The sequence below is a fragment of the Achromobacter mucicolens genome (genome assembly GCF_902859725.1).
GTDB lineage: Bacteria > Pseudomonadota > Gammaproteobacteria > Burkholderiales > Burkholderiaceae_B > Achromobacter > Achromobacter mucicolens.
Genome location: NZ_CADIJP010000016.1, coordinates 126,464 through 142,730, shown reverse-complemented (window position 1 = coordinate 142,730; position 16,267 = coordinate 126,464). Strand labels below are relative to the sequence as shown.

Below are 16,267 nucleotides of genomic sequence, written 5' to 3'. Positions count from 1 at the left end.
GGTCATACGTCGCTACTCAAAGGAAGTGAGGTATGTTCTTAAACTTGACGTCTAAGGTACTTCACTTCTAGTGAGCACTTGATTTCTTGTGCTTGCGATAAGGCCGAAACCTAATCGCTGCACTCGCATCAAGCGCCCACACTTATCGGTTGTTTAGTTGTTAAAGAGCGGTACTGCTAAAACTTCAAATCGCGGCGCTGATTTCTCAGCACTTAGCGACTATCGAAACGTCAGGGTAAACCCTAATTTTTCGGCAACCGCCAAGCCCTCTACTATAACACAGCTTTTGCAGATTGTGCAACCGGCTTTTGCCTGATTTGCATCCTATCTTGCAACCCCGCTTGCCTTGCAAGCGGCTTCGGAAATCCGAAGGCCGGTTACCGCACAGGTGGCTGAAATTCAGTTTCGGGGTAAACCCTGATTCGTCATCACCAGCCAAGCCCAAGACTATAGCACAATTTTTGCAGATCTTGCAACTGGCTTCTGCCTGATTTGCGTCGATCTTTGCAATAACCGCTTGGCGCTGCTTTCAGCTGCTTTTGCGGCAGGCCTGCCCTTAGACTGACCTGTTGCACTTGCTTGGCTTCGCTGATCGAAACTGCGTGAGCAGCGAAGGAGCGAGACTATAGCACAGAAATTCTGCGTGTGTGGCCAGCATGACACCCATTTTGCAGAAATATGATTCTTTTAGGGGACGCACCGCGAACAGCCTGCGGGGCGACCCTCCTTCACTCTCCTATATATAGGGAGGCGACCCCAGGCCCCTCTATATATATACGCGGTTGCGAGCCGGTGCGACCACAACCCATAGCCCGTCTAGGCTGGCCAAGACCGGAGCGAGCGGTGCCGACCCACTGGTATGCGACATCCCGCCGCTTCAACGGCCAGCACCGGCAGAGCGCCGCGGCGCGCTATCTATATACGAAGCTCGGTCGTTTCCTTGATCTGCTGCAGGGCGAAGAACGAGCGCATGTCCACGACTGCCGGATGACGCATGAGCGTGTCCATGGCGAAACGGGAGAAATGCGCCAGGTCGGCGACCTGGATGCGTAGCAGGTAGTCCATATCCCCCGACATGGCGTAGCACTCGACGACCTCCGGCCAGAGCTGGACGTCCCTCGCGAAGTCGCTCATGGGCGCGTGACTGGAGCCGCTGTGCTTGTTCAGGCGGATGTTCACATAAGCGAGCAGCCCCAATCCGACTTTGGCCGCATCGATGAGCGCCACATATTTCTTGATGAAGCCCTGCTCTTCCAGGCGCCGCACCCGGCGCAAACAGGGGCTGGGAGACAGGGAGACGCGGTCCGCCAGTTCCTGGTTGCTGAGGCGCCCGTCCCGCTGCAGCTCGGCAAGAATCCTTAGATCTGTCCTATCGAGCTCAATTGCAGACATTTTCAACCCTTTGAAGACAATATTGGGCAATATTATTGCCCAATCCACATGCTTTTGCGCCATGTTTGCAATTGTCTGCCCACCCTTACTACCTACAATCTGCGTCTAGACTTGAAGAACAAGTCGTCCACTTAAAACATGCAAGGGAGCAGACTTATGAGCAGCGCTTTCCAACCCTGGGACAACCCGATGGGCACCGCCGGGTTCGAGTTCATTGAATATGCCGCGCCGGACCCCGCCGCGCTGCGCAAGGTGTTTGAGCTGCTGGGCTTCAAGGCCATTGCCAAGCATCGCCACAAGGACGTGACGCTGTACCGTCAAGGCGGCGTGAACTTCCTGATCAACGCCGAGCCCGATTCCTTTGCCCAGCGCTTTGCCCGTCTGCATGGCCCTTCGATCTGTGCGATTGGCTTTCGCGTGCAGGACGCCAATGCCGCCTACAAGCGCGCGCTGGAACTGGGCGCCTGGGGTTTCGATTCCCATAGCGGCCCGATGGAACTGAACATTCCTGCGATCAAGGGCATCGGCGATTCGCTGATCTATCTGGTGGACCGCTGGGCCGGCAAGGAAGGCCACGGCGGCATTGGCGACATCAGCATCTATGACGTGGACTTCATTCCCCTGGATCCGGCCAACGCGCAGACCGACGTCAACTGGCGCGGCGCGGGTCTCACGTTGGTGGACCACCTGACGCACAACGTGCACAAGGGCCGCATGGCCGAGTGGTCGGAGTTCTACGAGCGCCTGTTCAACTTCCGGGAGGTGCGGTACTTCGACATTGAGGGCAAGGTGACGGGTGTGAAGTCCAAGGCGATGACCTCGCCTTGCGGCAATATCCGCATTCCCATCAACGAGGAAGGCACCGACGAGAAGGGCCAGATTCAGGAGTATCTGGATCTGTACCGCGGCGAGGGCATTCAGCACATCGCCATGGCGACCGATGACATTTATGCCACGGTGGAAGCGCTGCGCAAGACCGGCGTCGTGTTCCTAGACACGCCCGAGACCTACTACGAGCTGCTGGATCGGCGCCTGCCGAACCACGGCGAGGACGTGGCGCGCCTGCAGAAGAACCGCATCTTGCTGGACGGCGCGCCGGGTGGCGGACTGCTGCTGCAGATCTTCACCGAAAACCAGATCGGCCCGATCTTCTTCGAGATCATTCAGCGCAAGGGCAATGACGGCTTTGGCGAGGGCAACTTCAAGGCCCTGTTCGAATCGATCGAGCTGGACCAGATGCGCCGCGGTGTTTTGAAGACCGTGGAATAACGCTTGAAGACAGGCGCCTGGCGTGCGTCGACATAGCCTGTTCAAACCCCGCTGAGTGGCGGGGTTTTTCTTTGAGCGCTCGTCGCGCTGGCACGCGCCGCATCGGGAAAAGCACCGCGCGGGGAAAGACCCCGCATGAAAAAAGGCCCCGCAGCGGTCGGCGCAACGCTGTCCGCCGCACGGGGCCTTCGGTCAGGCGAAGTGATTGCCGCCGCTCAGCGCTTCAGGCGATCCTGGAATTGCTTGCGGAACTTGGCGACCTTGGGTGCGATCACGAACTGGCAATAACCTTGCTCGGGATGCAGGGCGAAATAATTGCTGTGATAGTCCTCGGCCTGCCAGAAATGCGCCGGCGCCAGCAGCTTGGTGACGATGGGCGCATCGTAGACTTTTTGCGCCTCGACCTCGGCGATGACGGCCTCGGCCTGCTCGCGCTGCGTTTCGTTCTGCCAGAAGATGGCCGATTCGTACTGCGGGCCAATGTCATTGCCCTGGCGCCCCGGGGTGGTGGGATCGTGGGTGGCGAAAAAGACGCGCAGCAGATCGCAGTACGAGAGTTCGGCGGGATCGAACTCGATGCGGGCGACTTCGATGTGGCCGGTGTCCTTGCCGCAGACCTGCTCGTAGCTGGGATTGTCGACGTGTCCGCCGCTGTAGCCCGGCAACACGCTTTTGACTCCGCGCAGGTCGGCAAAGACTGCTTCGACGCACCAGAAGCAACCGCCGCCAAGAACGGCGACTTCATTGCCCGGTGATGGTTGTTCTGCCATGACGATTCCTTTGCATTAGGCGGCCGCTGCGTGCGGCCCGCGCCCCCGGCTCGATACCGGGGCATGAAAATAAGACTACTGCTTTGACGGCGCCAGCGACAAGATCCATTCGGACAAGGCGCGGGCGTCTTCGGGCGATACGTGGGTCTGGGCGGGCATGGGCACCGCGCCCCAGGCGCCGCGACCACCGCTACGGATCTTACCCGCCAGGTAATCGACCATGGCGTCGCCCTGCCCCGCGTATCGCTGCGCCACGCTCATCAAGGGCGGCCCGACCCGCTTGGCTTCCACCTGATGACAGGCCATGCAGGCCTTGCTCTTGGCCAGGTCCAGGCCAGTGGTTTGCGCATGCGCCGCGCCAGCGTTCAGGACGCCGGCTGCGGCCAACAACAGACTAATCTTCAAAAGCATCGGTTACTGCCCCACGGCTGGCGGTGCTGGCGAGCTTGCCGAACTTGGCAAGCACACCGCGTGTATAACGCGGCTTGGGCTGGACCCAGGCCTGGCGACGAACCGCCATTTCTTCGTCGCTGATGTTGAGCTGCAGCAGCAGCTTGTGGGCATCGATGGTAACCGAATCGCCTTCCTGGATCAGCGCGATGGGACCGCCCACATACGCTTCTGGCGCGACGTGTCCCACGACCATGCCCCAGGTACCGCCGGAAAACCGTCCGTCGGTGATGAGCCCGACGGTTTCGCCCAGCCCTTGCCCCACGAGCGCCGAGGTGGGCGCGAGCATTTCGCGCATGCCCGGGCCGCCCTTCGGGCCTTCGTAGCGGATCACGACGACGTCGCCGTCGCGGATCTGCTGGGCCATGATGGCCGTCATGGCATCGTCTTCCGAGTCGAACACGCGCGCGGGGCCCGTGATGACGGGGTTCTTCAGGCCGGTGATCTTGGCGACGCACCCTTCGGGCGACAGATTTCCCTTCAGGATGGCCAGGTGGCCCTGCGGATAGAGCGCGCGGTCGATGGGCATGATGACATCCTGGTCCGCTCGGGGCGCATCAGGCACGTCCGCGAGCGTTTCCGCGATGGTCTTGCCGGTGATGGTGATGCATTCGCCATGCAGCAGCCCTGCATTGAGCAGGAGCTTCATGACTTGCGGAATGCCGCCGGCGCGATGCAGGTCGGTGGCCACGTACTTGCCGGACGGCTTCAGGTCACACAGCACCGGCACGCGCCGGCGGATGCGTTCAAAATCGTCGATGGTCCACGGCACTTCGGCCGCGTGCGCGATGGCCAGGAAATGCAGCACCGCATTGGTGGAGCCGCCCGTGGCCATGATGACGGAAACGGCGTTCTCGATGGATTCACGGGTGATGATGTCGCGCGGGCGCAGGTTGCGCTTGACCGCATCGACGAGCACACGCGCGGACTCGGCGGCCGACGTGACCTTTTCCTCGTCTTCGTTGGCCATCGTGCTGGAATACGGCAGGCTCATGCCCATGGCTTCGAATGCCGAGCTCATCGTATTGGCGGTGTACATGCCGCCGCAAGAGCCCGAACCCGGGATGGCACATTTCTCGATCTGCTTGAAGTCCTCTTCGGGCATGCGGCCCATGGTGTATTCGCCGACGGCCTCGAACACGGACACAATGGTGAGGTCGTTGCCCTTGTAGCGGCCTGGCTTGATGGTTCCGCCGTAGACATAGATGCCGGGCACGTTGGTGCGCGCCAGGGCGATCATGCCACCAGGCATGTTCTTGTCGCATCCGCCGATGACGACGACGCCGTCCATCCATTGGCCCTGCGCGGCCGTTTCGATGCAATCGGCGATGACCTCGCGCGACACCAGCGAGTACTTCATGCCCTCGGTGCCCATGGACATGCCATCGGAGATGGTGGGCGTGCCGAACACCTGGGGATTGGCGCGCGAGGCGCGGATTGCGTCGATGGCGGCGTCGGCCAACCGCTGCAAGCCGCTATTACAGGGCGTGATCGTCGAATGGCCGTTAGCCACGCCGATCATGGGGTTTTCGAAATCGGCCTCTTTGTAGCCCAGCGCGTAGTACATGGCGCGATTGGGCGCGCGCGCGACGCCTTGCGTGATGTGGCGGGAACGTTCGTTGTGCGGCATGGTCAGTGTCTCCTGTCGGCCGTCGGGGCGCGGACATGGCGAACGCACCCGGGGAAGCTGGCTCGCTTGGCATGCGAATCTTCAGTGCTCGCCGGTTATTATCATTCAACTTTATTGTGTCGGGCAGAACATGCTGGAATATCCAAAAATCGACCCCATCGCCCTGCAGATCGGGCCGCTAGCCATTCATTGGTATGGGCTGATGTACCTGGCGGGCTTCGCGCTCGTGTATTTGCTGGGCCGCCACCGCATCAAGAGCGGGCACACCACGTCCCTGAACGTGCGGGACCTGGAAGACCTGATCTTCTATAGCGTGCTGGGCGTGGTGCTGGGGGGCAGGCTGGGATACGTGCTGTTCTACAAGCCGGGCTATTACCTGTCGCATCCGCTTGAAGTGCTGTATCTGTGGCAAGGCGGCATGTCTTTCCACGGCGGCCTGATCGGCGTGATCCTGGTGATGCTGCTGTTCGCGCGCAAGAAGGGCCTGCCGTTCTTTGCGATCAGCGATTTCATTGCGCCGCTGATTCCGCTGGGATTGGGCTTTGGCCGGCTGGGCAATTTCATCAATGGCGAACTGTGGGGCCGTCCCACCGACGTGCCGTGGGCCATGGTGTTCCCCGACAGCGGCGACGGACTGCCGCGCCATCCGTCGCAGCTCTATGAGCTGGGCCTGGAAGGCATCGTGCTGTTTGCGCTGCTGTGGTGGTTTTCGAGCAAGCCGCGGCCGCTGGGTCAGGTCAGCGGATTGTTCCTGATGGGCTATGGAACGTTCCGCTTCCTGGTGGAATTCACGCGCGAGCCGGACAACTTCCTGGGTCTGCTCGCGGGTGGATTGAGCATGGGACAGTGGCTGTCCCTGCCGATGGTCGCCCTGGGCGCCATCATGTTCAGTCTTACTGCAAAACGATCGTCCCGTTGACCGCGACGCTGACCGTCACGTTCCCTGCTTCAAGGGGAACGCTGACGTCGGCGCTGCTGAACGAACCGCCCTTGGCCATTGCCGCGCCGACCATGCGTTGAACCGGCACGGGGCCGCCGGAACCGCCGAGTTCAATCTTGGACAGGCGGTAGCCGGAAAAGCCGAAGGCATTGGCCGCGGCCAGTGCGCGATCCTTGAAGGCCTGCGCGGCTTCTTTCAGCAGCTTGCGCTCTTCGGCTTCACGGGCGGCCGGCGACAGCGAGAAGCTGATGTTGGAAATGGCAGTCTTGTCGGACAGCTTGGAAGCCAGCGCGGCGGCAGCCGCGAAGTCCTTGGACTCCAGCACGATCTCGCCCTGGCCGCGCCACGAAGCGATCTTTCCCTTGTTGTTCATGTTGGGCCAGACATTGAAGCTGCTGGTGCGCACTTCCACGTCCTTCGTGTCGCGCGCACGCTTGACGGCGTCTTCGAGCGCGGCGGTCAGCTTCTGGCCGGCGGCCGGCTGGTCCGGCGCTTCAACTTCGGCGGACAGCGCAATGCGGACCGTGTCCTGCTTGACCTCGGAAGACGCCATGGCTTGCAAGGTCAGTTCGGGCGAACGGTTTGCGGCGGGCTCGGCGGCGGCCGTTGCAGCAGGCGCCTGCGTCTGCGCGAAAACGGGTTGAGCCACAGCGATGGCGGCCACGGCTGCGCACGCCGCACCAAGCTTGGTGAGCGAAAAAACGGGGTGTTTGAACATGGACTGGTCCTAGGAGGGAGGACGAAGGGGATTTGCCGAGAGGCACCCGACGCGGACCTGCGCTAATGGCAGGCCCGCTGGGATAGATGCCCCGCCTGTGCCGTCAAGGCCGGCATCTCGAACCCTGAGGTTCAAGGTGGTCGCGTTCCGAAGAGCATCGGGTTCGTCTGCAAGAGACAATCACTCCAGCTCTGCACTCCCGCAACCAATATGCCAAAAAGACATAGGTTCAGAGAATGTATGGCCTAGTCACGAACACGGCAGGGACAAACTGAAAAATCTTGAATGCTGCTTATGAACGTTAGAGCAGTTTTTCCTGACCCGACAAGGCGTCATCGAGTACTGCGTTCATGTCCTCAATTCTACGCTTGAAGTCGCCGACCGCCAAACCGCCCAGCGGACCATCGGGCGCTTTCATTGCAAGCAGCTCGCCAGCGACCTGCAATGCAGCCATCACGGCGATGCGTTCATTGCTGGAAACCTTGCCCGTGCCCTGGATGCGCAGCATGAGCTGATCGACATGGCGCACGGCGGCCAGCAGCGTGGGCTTTTCTTCGGCGGAGCAAGCAAGCGAGTACTCGCGGCCGAGGATCGATACGTCTACACGTTCCATTAGTGTTGCTCTCCGGACGGCGCACCCGGCAAGCGGGCCAGGACGGCGTCGATGCGCTCGCGGGCCGAAGCGGCGGCCACGCGCAAGCGCTGTAGTTCTGTGTCGCGCGATTGCAGGCTACCCTGCAGTTCGCTTTCGCGTGCCGCGAACCGCGACTCGAGCGCGTGGCGCTCGGCGGTCTCGCGCGCGAGTTGTTCGCGCAGCGCGGCTTCCGCCCGCTTGGCTTCTTCGAGCATGGCCGAGACGGCGCCGTCGTTATCTTGAAGCTTGCTTTGCAGCGTGACGACTTCGGCTTCGCGGTCAGCGGCGCGCTGCTTGAGCACGCGCTGCTCGGCTTCGAATTCGTTCACGCGTAGACGCAACGCGTCACGCTCGGCGTGGAGTTGGCGGGTGCGTTGCACCAGTTGCCCGATTCGGGCGGCGAGTTGGTCTAGATCTTGCAGCATGGGCGCTATCGTAAACCATCCTGGGATGGACCGGGCCTCTTCACGCAAGGTGAGAAACCCGGCAATATTCAGTAGGAAATACGGTTGGGTTTTGGCGCGCGAAGGTTACCGGCTCTTGCCTGCCCTGAAAAGTCCCATCCCCCGAAATTGCCGCATCCGGCCGATCCGGCTTTCGCGATTCTTTCTATAAACTTTCACTTAGCTTTCAAAAAGCCCTCAAACTTTCGACCGCGTTACAAACGGGGATCGGGAGTTCCCCAATTCTAGGGAAAACCCCAGGCTTTCACCGACCTTACAGGGTTTGCAGCGTGGCAGGCGTCCATTACCATTCGGCCTTTCAAGAAACCACGTCGTCGCTTTCAGAATAATTAATGGCACCCCGAAGTGCCTTTTTTGTGCCTGTCACTCGCCTTTCGGCGGGTGTCCCATCCGGCTACAAACCTCTTTTATCTACATGCTGTAAACAGGAGCCAACCAATCATGCAGCTACGCAATCGACAGGACTTCTGGTCGGGGGTGATGTTCATCGCCCTTGGGCTGGGATTCGCCTGGCAGGCCAGCAGCTACCAAATGGGTACTGCTGCCCGAATGGGACCCGGATACTTTCCTTTCTGGCTGGGCATTGTTCTCGCACTGCTCGGCGCCATCGTGCTGCTTGGCTCGCTGTCCAAGAAAGCCCATGAAACGCATGTCGACAAGTTCGACTGGCGCATCGTCTTCCTGGTGGTGGGCTCGGTCATTCTGTATGGCGTGATCCTCAAACTTCTGGGCGTCTACATCTCGGTGTTCGTGCTGGTGGTCGTCAGCAGCCTTGCCAGCCATGAATTCAACCTGAAGGTCGCCGTTGCCAACGGCATCTTCCTGGTGCTGTTCACCTACCTGGCATTCATCAAGGGGCTGGGGCTGATTTTCCCGCTGTGGCCGTCGTTTCTGGGCATGAACTAAGGAGCAATCGGCCATGGAATTGTTTGACAACCTCATGATGGGTTTCTCGGTGGCGTTCACGCCCGAGAACCTGCTGTACGCACTGCTGGGCTGCATCCTGGGTACGCTGATCGGCGTGCTTCCGGGCATCGGCCCCGTCCCGACCATCGCCATGCTGCTGCCGATCACGTACGTGCTGCCCCCGGTGGCCGGCCTGATCATGCTGGCGGGTATTTACTACGGCGCCCAGTATGGCGGCTCCACGACGGCAATTCTCGTGGCGTTGCCAGGGGAAACGTCCGCGGTGGTGACCGTGCTGGACGGTCACCAGATGGCCCGCAACGGCCGGGCGGGCGCTGCGCTGGCAATCGCCGCGCTGGGTTCGTTCTTTGCCGGTTGCGTTGCCACGCTGCTGCTGGCTGCCTTTGCGCCCCCGCTGGCTGAAGTCGCATTCAAGTTCGGCCCCGCCGAGTACTTCTCGCTGATGTGCCTGGGCCTGGTCGGCGCCGTGGTGCTGGCTTCGGGTTCGCTGCCCAAGGCCATCGCGATGATCATCCTGGGCCTGCTGCTCGGCATGGTCGGCACCGACGTCAACTCGGGCGTTGCCCGCTTCGACTTCGGCGTGCCGGAACTGCAGGACGGCATCGACTTCGCCATCGTGGCCATGGGCGTGTTCGGCTTTGCCGAAATCATGACCAACCTCGAGCAGAAGGAAAACCGCGTCGACATCACCGACAAGATCGGCACGCTGTATCCGAACAAGCAGGAATTCAAGGAAGCCGCCCCGGCCGTGCTGCGCGGCACGGCGCTGGGTTCGGCTCTGGGCATCCTGCCGGGCGGTGGCGCGGTGCTGTCGTCGTTCGCGTCGTACACGCTGGAAAAGAAGATCTCGAAGAATCCGGAACGCTTCGGCAAGGGCCACCCGGCCGGCCTGGCGGGCCCGGAATCGGCGAACAACGCCGCAGCCCAGACTTCGTTCATCCCGCTGCTGACGCTTGGTATCCCCGGCAACGCCGTGATGGCGCTGATGGTGGGCGCCATGACCATCCACAACATCCAGCCCGGCCCGCAAGTCATGTCGAGCCACCCGGAGCTGTTCTGGGGCCTGATCGCCTCGATGTGGATCGGCAACCTGATGCTGGTGGTGCTGAACCTGCCGCTGATCGGCCTGTGGGTCAAGCTGCTGAAGGTGCCCTACCGCATCCTGTTCCCGGCGATTCTGGTGTTCTGCACGATCGGTGTGTACTCGCTTAACTACAACCCGTTCGACATCTTCACCACAGCCATGTTCGGCGTCATCGGGTATGTGTGGTCGAAGCTGAAGTGCGAAGGCGCCCCGCTGCTGCTGGGCCTGGTGCTGGGCCCCATGATGGAAGAAAACTTCCGCCGTGCCCTGCTGCTGTCGCGCGGCGACTTCTCCACCTTCGTGACGCGTCCGCTGTCCGCTACCCTGCTGGCCGTCGCCGTGTTCCTGGTGATCCTGGTGGCCCTGCCGGCCATCCGCAAGAAGCGCGAAGAAACCTTCGTCGAAGAAGACTAAGGCTCCGCTTGCCGCCCTTAATGCGGCGCGCCAGCCTTCAAAAACCCCCGGGCCTGCCCCGGGGGTTTTTCTTTGGGCGCTCGCCGCACTGAAGGATACGAATACTTACGCCAAGCAACCAATCGTACAGGAATTGATTTATCTACGTTAAGCTACGGGTTTACCCCACGCGATGATTCGGACATGAATTTCGACTGGAAGAATCCCTACACGACCACCCGCACGCCTGTCTTCGCCCGCAATGTCGTCGCCACGTCCCACCCCTTGGCCGCTCAGGCGGGGTTGCGGATCCTGGCGCAAGGCGGCAATGCGGTGGACGCGGCCATCGCCGCGGCCTCTACCCTTGCATTGACCGAGCCGGTCAGCAACGGGCTGGGCTCGGACTGCTTTGCGATCGTCTGGGATGGGGCGAAGCTGCATGGCCTGAACGCATCCGGACCGGCGCCGGCGGCCTGGAACGTGGACTACTTCCGGCGCAAGCATCAAGGCGCGATCCCCGCGCGCGGCTGGGACAGCGTGACCGTGCCGGGCTGCGTGGCCGGCTGGGGCGCCTTGCATGAGAAGCTGGGCCGCCTGTCTTTCGCCGATATCCTGGCGCCCGCCATTGAATACGCCGAACGGGGTTTCGCGATCACGCCGATGGTGCACCAGAAGTGGGCCGCGCAAGCCGACGTGCTGCAGCCGCAGCCGGGCTTTGCCGATCATTTCCTGCCGCGCGGGCGCGCGCCGCACATTGGCGAACACTTCGTGCTGCAAGGCGCGGCAGCCACGCTCAAGCGCATCGCCGCGACCAGCGGTCGCGACTTCTACGAAGGCGAGACCGCCCACAAGCTGGTGGCGCACGCGCAAGCGCACGACGCGGCCCTGACGCTGAAGGATCTGCGCGAATTCGCGCCCGAGTGGGTCACCCCGATCAGCCAGTCGTACCGCGGTCATACGCTGCACCAGATTCCGCCCAACGGCCAAGGCATCGCCGCGCTGATCGCGCTGGGCATCCTGCAGAATTTCGACCTGGCCGCGCGGCCGATCGATCATCCCGAGACGCAGCACCTGCTGATCGAGGCGATGAAGCTTGCCTTTGCCGACGTCTATGCGCACGTGGCCGATGCACGCCACATGCAGGTCGCGCCCGAGCAGATGCTGCGCGCGGACTACCTGGCCGAACGCGCGCGCCTGATCGATCCGCGATCGGCGCAAACCTTCGCCACCGGCCACGCGCCGCAAGGCGGCACGGTCTACCTGACCGCCGCCGACCGCAACGGAATGATGGTCAGCTTCATCCAGTCGAACTACATGGGTTTTGGGTCTGGCGTCGTGGCGCCAGGCACCGGCGTCAGCCTGCAGAACCGCGGCTACGGCTTCAGTACCGATCCCGATCATGCGAATGTGGTGGCGGGCGGGAAGCGGCCGTTCCACACGATCATTCCGGGTTTCCTGATGCGAGACGGCGCTCCGGTCATGAGCTTTGGCGTCATGGGCGGCAACATGCAGCCGCAGGGCCAGATGCAGGCGCTGGTACGCATGCTGGACTACGGCCAGCAGCCGCAAGCCGCCTGCGACGCGCCGCGTTGGAAGTGGAACCGCGGCCTTGAGGTGGATCTGGAGGCGACGGTCTCGCCCGCTGTTGTCCAGGGGCTGCGCGAGCGCGGCCATGTGCTGCAGGGCATGGAAGATCCCTACATGGACTTTGGATCGGGCCAGTTCATCTGGCGGCTAGGCGATCCGGCCGTGGATGGCTACGTCAGCGCCAGCGACAGCCGCCGAGATGGACTCGCCGCCGGCTTTTGATTGCGTTAAGGTTAGTGTCCTGAAACAGACCTACCCTTATTCAGCGGAGTCCACTGCATGGCAACGATCGGTACCAAGAGCTACGACGCAGCCGTAGCCCAGAAAGTCGCTTTCCTCGGATTGGGCGTGATGGGCTTGCCCATGGCCGGTCACCTGGCCCGCGCCGGACACGACGTCACCGTCTACAACCGCACGCCCGCCAAGGCGCAGGCCTGGGTTGCCGAGTTTGGCGGCCACAGCGCCGCCACGCCGCGCGAAGCCGTTGCCGGCGCACAGATCGTCTTTGCCTGCGTGGGCAACGATGACGACCTGCGCAGCGTCGTGCTGGGCCCGGACGGCGCATTTGCGGGCATGGCGCCCGGCGCCGTGTTCGTCGACCATACGACCGCTTCCGCCGACGTGGCGCGTGAGCTCCATGCGCACGCCAAGGAACTGGGCCTGAACTTCATCGACGCCCCCGTGTCGGGCGGCCAGGCGGGCGCCGTCAACGGCGTGCTGACGGTCATGTGCGGCGGCGAACAGGCGGTGTTCGACGCGGTCAAGCCGGTAGCCCAGTGCTTTGGCCGCGCGGTCACGCTGGTGGGCCCCCCGGGCGCCGGCCAACTTGCCAAGATGGTCAACCAGATCTGCATCGCCGGCATCGTGCAGGGCCTGTCGGAGGCGATCGCGTTCGGCCAGGCGGCAGACCTGGACATGAAGCAGGTGCTGGACGTGATCAGCAAGGGCGCGGCGCAGAGCTGGCAGATGGAGAACCGCGGCGGGACCATGGTCGACGACAAGTTCGACTTCGGCTTTGCCGTGGACTGGATGCGCAAGGACCTTGGACTGGTGCTGGCCGAGGCGCGCAACAACGGCGCGCGCCTGCCCTTGACCGCGCTGGTGGACCAGTTCTACGGCGACGTCCAGAAGCTGGGCGGCGGACGCTGGGACACGTCCAGCCTCATCAAGCGGTTGCGCGACTGAACACTTGGTCTGGCGCCCATGACAAAGGCGAGCCTCGCGGCTCGCCTTTTTTCATGCTTGGTGTGCGCGGTCAGGCGGCAAGCGAGGCTTGGCCGGCGGCCGGCAGCAGCGCATCGATGCGTTGCTTGGCCAGGGCCAGCCCTTCCAGCGCGGCCACTTCGCCCATCGCCATGCCTTCGGCGGCAATGAAGGTCACGTCGGTCATGCCCAGGAAGGCGAGCATCTGGCGCAGGTATGGCGTCATCGTGTCCGAGGGCGTGCCTTCGGCCTTGCCGCCACGCGCGGTCAGCACGACCACCTGCTTACCCTTGACGAGCCCCTCGGGCACGCCTTCCGGCGTATAACGGAACGTGACCCCGGCGCGCGCCAGGTGGTCCAGATAGGACTTGAATTGCGCCGGCAAGTTGAAGTTGTACACGGGCACGGCGAACACGATGCGATCGGCGTCCATCAGTTCGGCGATGAGCGAGTCGCTCAGCTCAACCAGCCGCTGCTGCTCGACGGTGCGGGACTCGGCGGGCGTGAACAGGGCGCCGGCGGTGTTGCCATCGAAGTAAGGAATGGGTTGCGCGCCGATGTCGCGGACCTTGATGGCCGAGGCCGGGTTGGCAGCCTTGACGCGGGCAATCAGGTGATCGGCCAATTGCTTGCTGTTGGAACGTTCGCCGAGAATCGAGGAAAGGATGACCAAGGTCTTCATTGCAGTATCTCCAGTGGGTTCCCCCGGGCGGGGGTCTGGATCTGTCAGCGCCGCACCCGTCAGGATGATCGGGCGGGGCCTTGCCGCTTGGGCGGCGTTGGCAGATCCGTTGTGCATGGCGTCACTGTAGATGGACCGATTGAATACATAAATACGGGTATGATGAACTGTTCGTTCCAAACATAGAACAATCATGCAAGATCTCAATGATCTCTACTACTTTTCGCAAGTCGTCGAGCAAGGAGGCTTCAGCGCGGCGGCACGCGCACTGGACATCCCGAAATCCCGTCTCTCGCGCCGTATTTCGCACCTGGAAGAAAGTCTGGGTGTGCGCCTCTTGCAGCGCACCACCCGCCGGTTGCGGCTGACGTCCGCCGGCGAACGCTATCTGCACTACTGCCGCGAGATGGCCGCCTCGGCTCGGGCTGCGGACGACGCCATGCGGCAGTTGCAGGCCGAGCCCACCGGCCCGGTGATCGTGAGCTGCCCGGTGTCGATCGCGCAGGACGTGCTGGCGCCGCTGCTGCCGGAATTCCTGGATGCGTGGCCTACGATCTCGGTGCAATTGCTGGTCACGAACCGGCGCGTGGACCTGATCCGCGAGGGCGTGGACCTGGCGCTGCGGGTCCGCACGAAGCTGGACACGGACGCGGAACTGGTCGTGCGGCACCTGGGCACGGCGCGCGGCACGCTGGTGGCCAGTCCCGGCTATCTGCAACGCCACGGCGCGCCCGACACGCCGCAGGATCTGGCGTCGCACGTCACGCTGAGCTTCAGCGATCCGCAAAATGAAGTGCGCTGGCCCCTGCGCAACGACAAGGGCGAAGAGGTGCACATCGAACTGAAGCCGCAACTGTCATGCAACGATTTCATCGTGCTGACGGAAGCGGCCGTGCGCGGACGCGGCATTGCCCTGCTGCCTTCGATTGCCACGCAGGAGGAACTGCGCCGCGGGCAGCTGGTGCCGGTGCTGCCGCAATGGCAGTCGCCCGAGGGCATCGTGCACTGCATCTATCCGTCACGGCGGGGCATGATGCCCGCCGTGCGAACGCTGCTGGACTTCCTGTCGCAGCGCCTGCCCTCGATGTACGAGCGGCTGGAAAAAGCCGCGTCTCCCGCGCCTCAGTAGCCGCGCGAGCGCTCGACCACGCCGGTGATGGCTTCGCCGCGCTTCAGTTGCGCGACCTTGCCCGCGATCTGCGCGATGCTTTCGTCGCGAAGCGTGCGCGCCGCGATATGAGGCGTGACGTGAACCCGCGAGTCGTGCCAGAACGGGTGATCCTTGGGCAGCGGTTCGGTGTGAAAAACGTCGAGCGTGGCGCCGGCGATCTCGCCCTCTTCAAGCATCTGCACCAGATCGTCCTCGACCAGGTGCTCGCCGCGTCCGACGTTGACCAGATGCGCGCCGGGAAGCAGCCGCGACAGCGTCTCGCGATTCAGGATGCCCTGCGTGTCGGGCGTGAGCGGCAGCACATTGACCAGAAAGCGCGTGCGGCCAAGGAATTCGGGCAAGGCGGCCTCGCCGGCGAAGGATTCGACACCGGGAATCTGGCGCGGCGACCGCGACCAGCCCGCGACGGGGTAGCCGAACTCGGCCAGCGTCTGCGCCACGCGCGCGCCGACCTGTCCCAGCCCCAAAACCCCCACGGGCCAGTCGGCTTGCCGGGTGCCTTCGCGGGTGTCCCAATGCTGCCGTGCCTGCGCCTGATCGAAGGCTTCGAAATCACGCGAGACGCGCAGCAATGCGTACAGCGCGTATTCGGCCATCTGCACCGCCATGCCGGCATCTTCGAGGCGAACGATGCGCACGTGATCGGGAATCTCGGGCATCTTCAACAAGGCATCGACGCCTGCGCCCAGATTGAAGAGCGTCTTCAAACCGGTTTCGTGCTGGAAGAGCTGGACGGGCGGACGCCAGACCAACGCGACTTCGGCGCCGGAGGGCGGACCGTCCGGGTTCCAGACCGAAATACGGCAGCCCGGCATGGCGGCCTCGAGGCGAGGCACCCAGGCGTCGGGATCGTGATGGGGACAAGCAAAGAGAATGTGCATGGTGGCAGCGGGCAGGCGATGAAAACCCCAAGCATGAGGGATGCCGCCGCACAAATCAAACGGACCGGCGCA

16 protein-coding genes and 1 other RNA gene are annotated in these 16,267 nt (G+C 62.8%); 7 read left to right on the top strand and 10 right to left on the bottom strand.

All coding sequences use genetic code 11. The annotated features are described in order from the left end of the window. Nucleotides 1–915: 915 nt before the first annotated feature. Complete coding sequence (locus HV786_RS20180; RefSeq protein ID WP_128830109.1) at nucleotides 916–1,392, bottom strand: Lrp/AsnC family transcriptional regulator; 477 nt, start codon at nucleotides 1,390–1,392, stop codon at nucleotides 916–918. Nucleotides 1,393–1,548: 156 nt separating this feature from the next. Here HV786_RS20180 and hppD point away from each other — a divergent pair, with 156 nt between their 5' ends. After that, the gene (hppD, locus tag HV786_RS20175; protein ID WP_062840947.1) at nucleotides 1,549–2,661 is read left to right on the top strand and encodes a 4-hydroxyphenylpyruvate dioxygenase; all 1,113 of its coding nucleotides are present in this window, start codon (nucleotides 1,549–1,551) and stop codon (nucleotides 2,659–2,661) included. A gap of 215 nt (nucleotides 2,662–2,876) precedes the next feature. Here hppD and msrA read toward each other — a convergent pair whose 3' ends face one another. From msrA to ilvD, 3 genes are all read right to left on the bottom strand, one after another. Further along, nucleotides 2,877–3,431, bottom strand: a complete 555-nt coding sequence (gene msrA / locus HV786_RS20170; protein WP_128829949.1) for a peptide-methionine (S)-S-oxide reductase MsrA — start codon at nucleotides 3,429–3,431, stop codon at nucleotides 2,877–2,879. Between the two features lie 75 nt (nucleotides 3,432–3,506). Beyond that, on the bottom strand, nucleotides 3,507–3,842 hold the full coding sequence (locus HV786_RS20165) for a c-type cytochrome (protein ID WP_175211648.1): 336 nt from the start codon (nucleotides 3,840–3,842) through the stop codon (nucleotides 3,507–3,509). Further along, nucleotides 3,826–5,511, bottom strand: a complete 1,686-nt coding sequence (gene ilvD / locus HV786_RS20160; protein ID WP_175211646.1) for a dihydroxy-acid dehydratase — start codon at nucleotides 5,509–5,511, stop codon at nucleotides 3,826–3,828. The genes HV786_RS20165 and ilvD overlap by 17 nt, the downstream gene beginning before the upstream one ends. Before the next feature lie 130 nt (nucleotides 5,512–5,641). On the opposite strand from ilvD, the gene lgt reads away from it, so the two are divergent. After that, nucleotides 5,642–6,430, top strand: coding sequence for a prolipoprotein diacylglyceryl transferase (lgt, locus tag HV786_RS20155; protein WP_056327922.1), 789 nt, complete (start codon nucleotides 5,642–5,644; stop codon nucleotides 6,428–6,430). Here the strand turns inward: lgt and HV786_RS20150 are convergent. The 4 genes from HV786_RS20150 to HV786_RS20135 form a co-directional block, all read right to left on the bottom strand. Further along, nucleotides 6,405–7,169, bottom strand: a complete 765-nt coding sequence (locus HV786_RS20150) for an SIMPL domain-containing protein (RefSeq protein WP_062840951.1) — start codon at nucleotides 7,167–7,169, stop codon at nucleotides 6,405–6,407. The genes lgt and HV786_RS20150 overlap by 26 nt on opposite strands. Nucleotides 7,170–7,253: 84 nt before the next feature. Beyond that, nucleotides 7,254–7,439, bottom strand: a non-coding RNA gene (gene ssrS / locus HV786_RS20145) — 6S RNA. A 31-nt stretch (nucleotides 7,440–7,470) separates the two neighbouring features. Next, nucleotides 7,471–7,782, bottom strand: coding sequence for a cell division protein ZapA (locus tag HV786_RS20140; protein ID WP_056327920.1), 312 nt, complete (start codon nucleotides 7,780–7,782; stop codon nucleotides 7,471–7,473). Then, complete coding sequence (locus tag HV786_RS20135) at nucleotides 7,782–8,228, bottom strand: hypothetical protein (protein WP_056327919.1); 447 nt, start codon at nucleotides 8,226–8,228, stop codon at nucleotides 7,782–7,784. The genes HV786_RS20140 and HV786_RS20135 overlap by 1 nt, the downstream gene beginning before the upstream one ends. A gap of 480 nt (nucleotides 8,229–8,708) precedes the next feature. Between HV786_RS20135 and HV786_RS20130 the strand changes: the two genes are divergently transcribed. The 4 genes from HV786_RS20130 (at nucleotide 8,709) to HV786_RS20115 (ending at nucleotide 13,443) form a co-directional block, all read left to right on the top strand. Further along, the gene (locus HV786_RS20130) at nucleotides 8,709–9,173 is read left to right on the top strand and encodes a tripartite tricarboxylate transporter TctB family protein (RefSeq protein ID WP_128829947.1); all 465 of its coding nucleotides are present in this window, start codon (nucleotides 8,709–8,711) and stop codon (nucleotides 9,171–9,173) included. Between the two features lie 13 nt (nucleotides 9,174–9,186). Continuing rightward, the gene (locus tag HV786_RS20125; RefSeq protein WP_128829946.1) at nucleotides 9,187–10,692 is read left to right on the top strand and encodes a tripartite tricarboxylate transporter permease; all 1,506 of its coding nucleotides are present in this window, start codon (nucleotides 9,187–9,189) and stop codon (nucleotides 10,690–10,692) included. A 183-nt stretch (nucleotides 10,693–10,875) separates the two neighbouring features. Further along, entirely contained in the window at nucleotides 10,876–12,480 is a 1,605-nt protein-coding gene (locus tag HV786_RS20120; protein ID WP_128829945.1) for a gamma-glutamyltransferase family protein, read from the top strand. Nucleotides 12,481–12,537: 57 nt separating this feature from the next. Further along, nucleotides 12,538–13,443 (top strand): NAD(P)-dependent oxidoreductase, encoded by a 906-nt coding sequence (locus tag HV786_RS20115; protein ID WP_062840955.1) that lies wholly within the window; start codon nucleotides 12,538–12,540, stop codon nucleotides 13,441–13,443. Between the two features lie 70 nt (nucleotides 13,444–13,513). On the opposite strand, the gene HV786_RS20110 is transcribed toward HV786_RS20115, so the two are convergent. Beyond that, on the bottom strand, nucleotides 13,514–14,143 hold the full coding sequence (locus HV786_RS20110) for an FMN-dependent NADH-azoreductase (RefSeq protein WP_128829944.1): 630 nt from the start codon (nucleotides 14,141–14,143) through the stop codon (nucleotides 13,514–13,516). A 193-nt stretch (nucleotides 14,144–14,336) separates the two neighbouring features. On the opposite strand from HV786_RS20110, the gene HV786_RS20105 reads away from it, so the two are divergent. Further along, nucleotides 14,337–15,272, top strand: coding sequence for a LysR family transcriptional regulator (locus tag HV786_RS20105; RefSeq protein ID WP_128829943.1), 936 nt, complete (start codon nucleotides 14,337–14,339; stop codon nucleotides 15,270–15,272). On the opposite strand, the gene HV786_RS20100 is transcribed toward HV786_RS20105, so the two are convergent. Then, on the bottom strand, nucleotides 15,266–16,195 hold the full coding sequence (locus HV786_RS20100; protein WP_128829942.1) for a 2-hydroxyacid dehydrogenase: 930 nt from the start codon (nucleotides 16,193–16,195) through the stop codon (nucleotides 15,266–15,268). The genes HV786_RS20105 and HV786_RS20100 overlap by 7 nt on opposite strands. Nucleotides 16,196–16,267: the final 72 nt, after the last annotated feature.

Bases quoted from the DNA above. Each gene is read 5' to 3' on its own strand.
- HV786_RS20180 (WP_128830109.1), bottom strand. From the start codon at position 1,392: ATGTCTGCAATTGAGCTCGATAGGACAGATCTAAGGATTCTTGCCGAG.
- hppD (WP_062840947.1), top strand. From the start codon at position 1,549: ATGAGCAGCGCTTTCCAACCCTGGGACAACCCGATGGGCACCGCCGGG.
- msrA (WP_128829949.1), bottom strand. From the start codon at position 3,431: ATGGCAGAACAACCATCACCGGGCAATGAAGTCGCCGTTCTTGGCGGC.
- HV786_RS20165 (WP_175211648.1), bottom strand. From the start codon at position 3,842: ATGCTTTTGAAGATTAGTCTGTTGTTGGCCGCAGCCGGCGTCCTGAAC.
- ilvD (WP_175211646.1), bottom strand. From the start codon at position 5,511: ATGCCGCACAACGAACGTTCCCGCCACATCACGCAAGGCGTCGCGCGC.
- lgt (WP_056327922.1), top strand. From the start codon at position 5,642: ATGCTGGAATATCCAAAAATCGACCCCATCGCCCTGCAGATCGGGCCG.
- HV786_RS20150 (WP_062840951.1), bottom strand. From the start codon at position 7,169: ATGTTCAAACACCCCGTTTTTTCGCTCACCAAGCTTGGTGCGGCGTGC.
- HV786_RS20140 (WP_056327920.1), bottom strand. From the start codon at position 7,782: ATGGAACGTGTAGACGTATCGATCCTCGGCCGCGAGTACTCGCTTGCT.
- HV786_RS20135 (WP_056327919.1), bottom strand. From the start codon at position 8,228: ATGCTGCAAGATCTAGACCAACTCGCCGCCCGAATCGGGCAACTGGTG.
- HV786_RS20130 (WP_128829947.1), top strand. From the start codon at position 8,709: ATGCAGCTACGCAATCGACAGGACTTCTGGTCGGGGGTGATGTTCATC.
- HV786_RS20125 (WP_128829946.1), top strand. From the start codon at position 9,187: ATGGAATTGTTTGACAACCTCATGATGGGTTTCTCGGTGGCGTTCACG.
- HV786_RS20120 (WP_128829945.1), top strand. From the start codon at position 10,876: ATGAATTTCGACTGGAAGAATCCCTACACGACCACCCGCACGCCTGTC.
- HV786_RS20115 (WP_062840955.1), top strand. From the start codon at position 12,538: ATGGCAACGATCGGTACCAAGAGCTACGACGCAGCCGTAGCCCAGAAA.
- HV786_RS20110 (WP_128829944.1), bottom strand. From the start codon at position 14,143: ATGAAGACCTTGGTCATCCTTTCCTCGATTCTCGGCGAACGTTCCAAC.
- HV786_RS20105 (WP_128829943.1), top strand. From the start codon at position 14,337: ATGCAAGATCTCAATGATCTCTACTACTTTTCGCAAGTCGTCGAGCAA.
- HV786_RS20100 (WP_128829942.1), bottom strand. From the start codon at position 16,195: ATGCACATTCTCTTTGCTTGTCCCCATCACGATCCCGACGCCTGGGTG.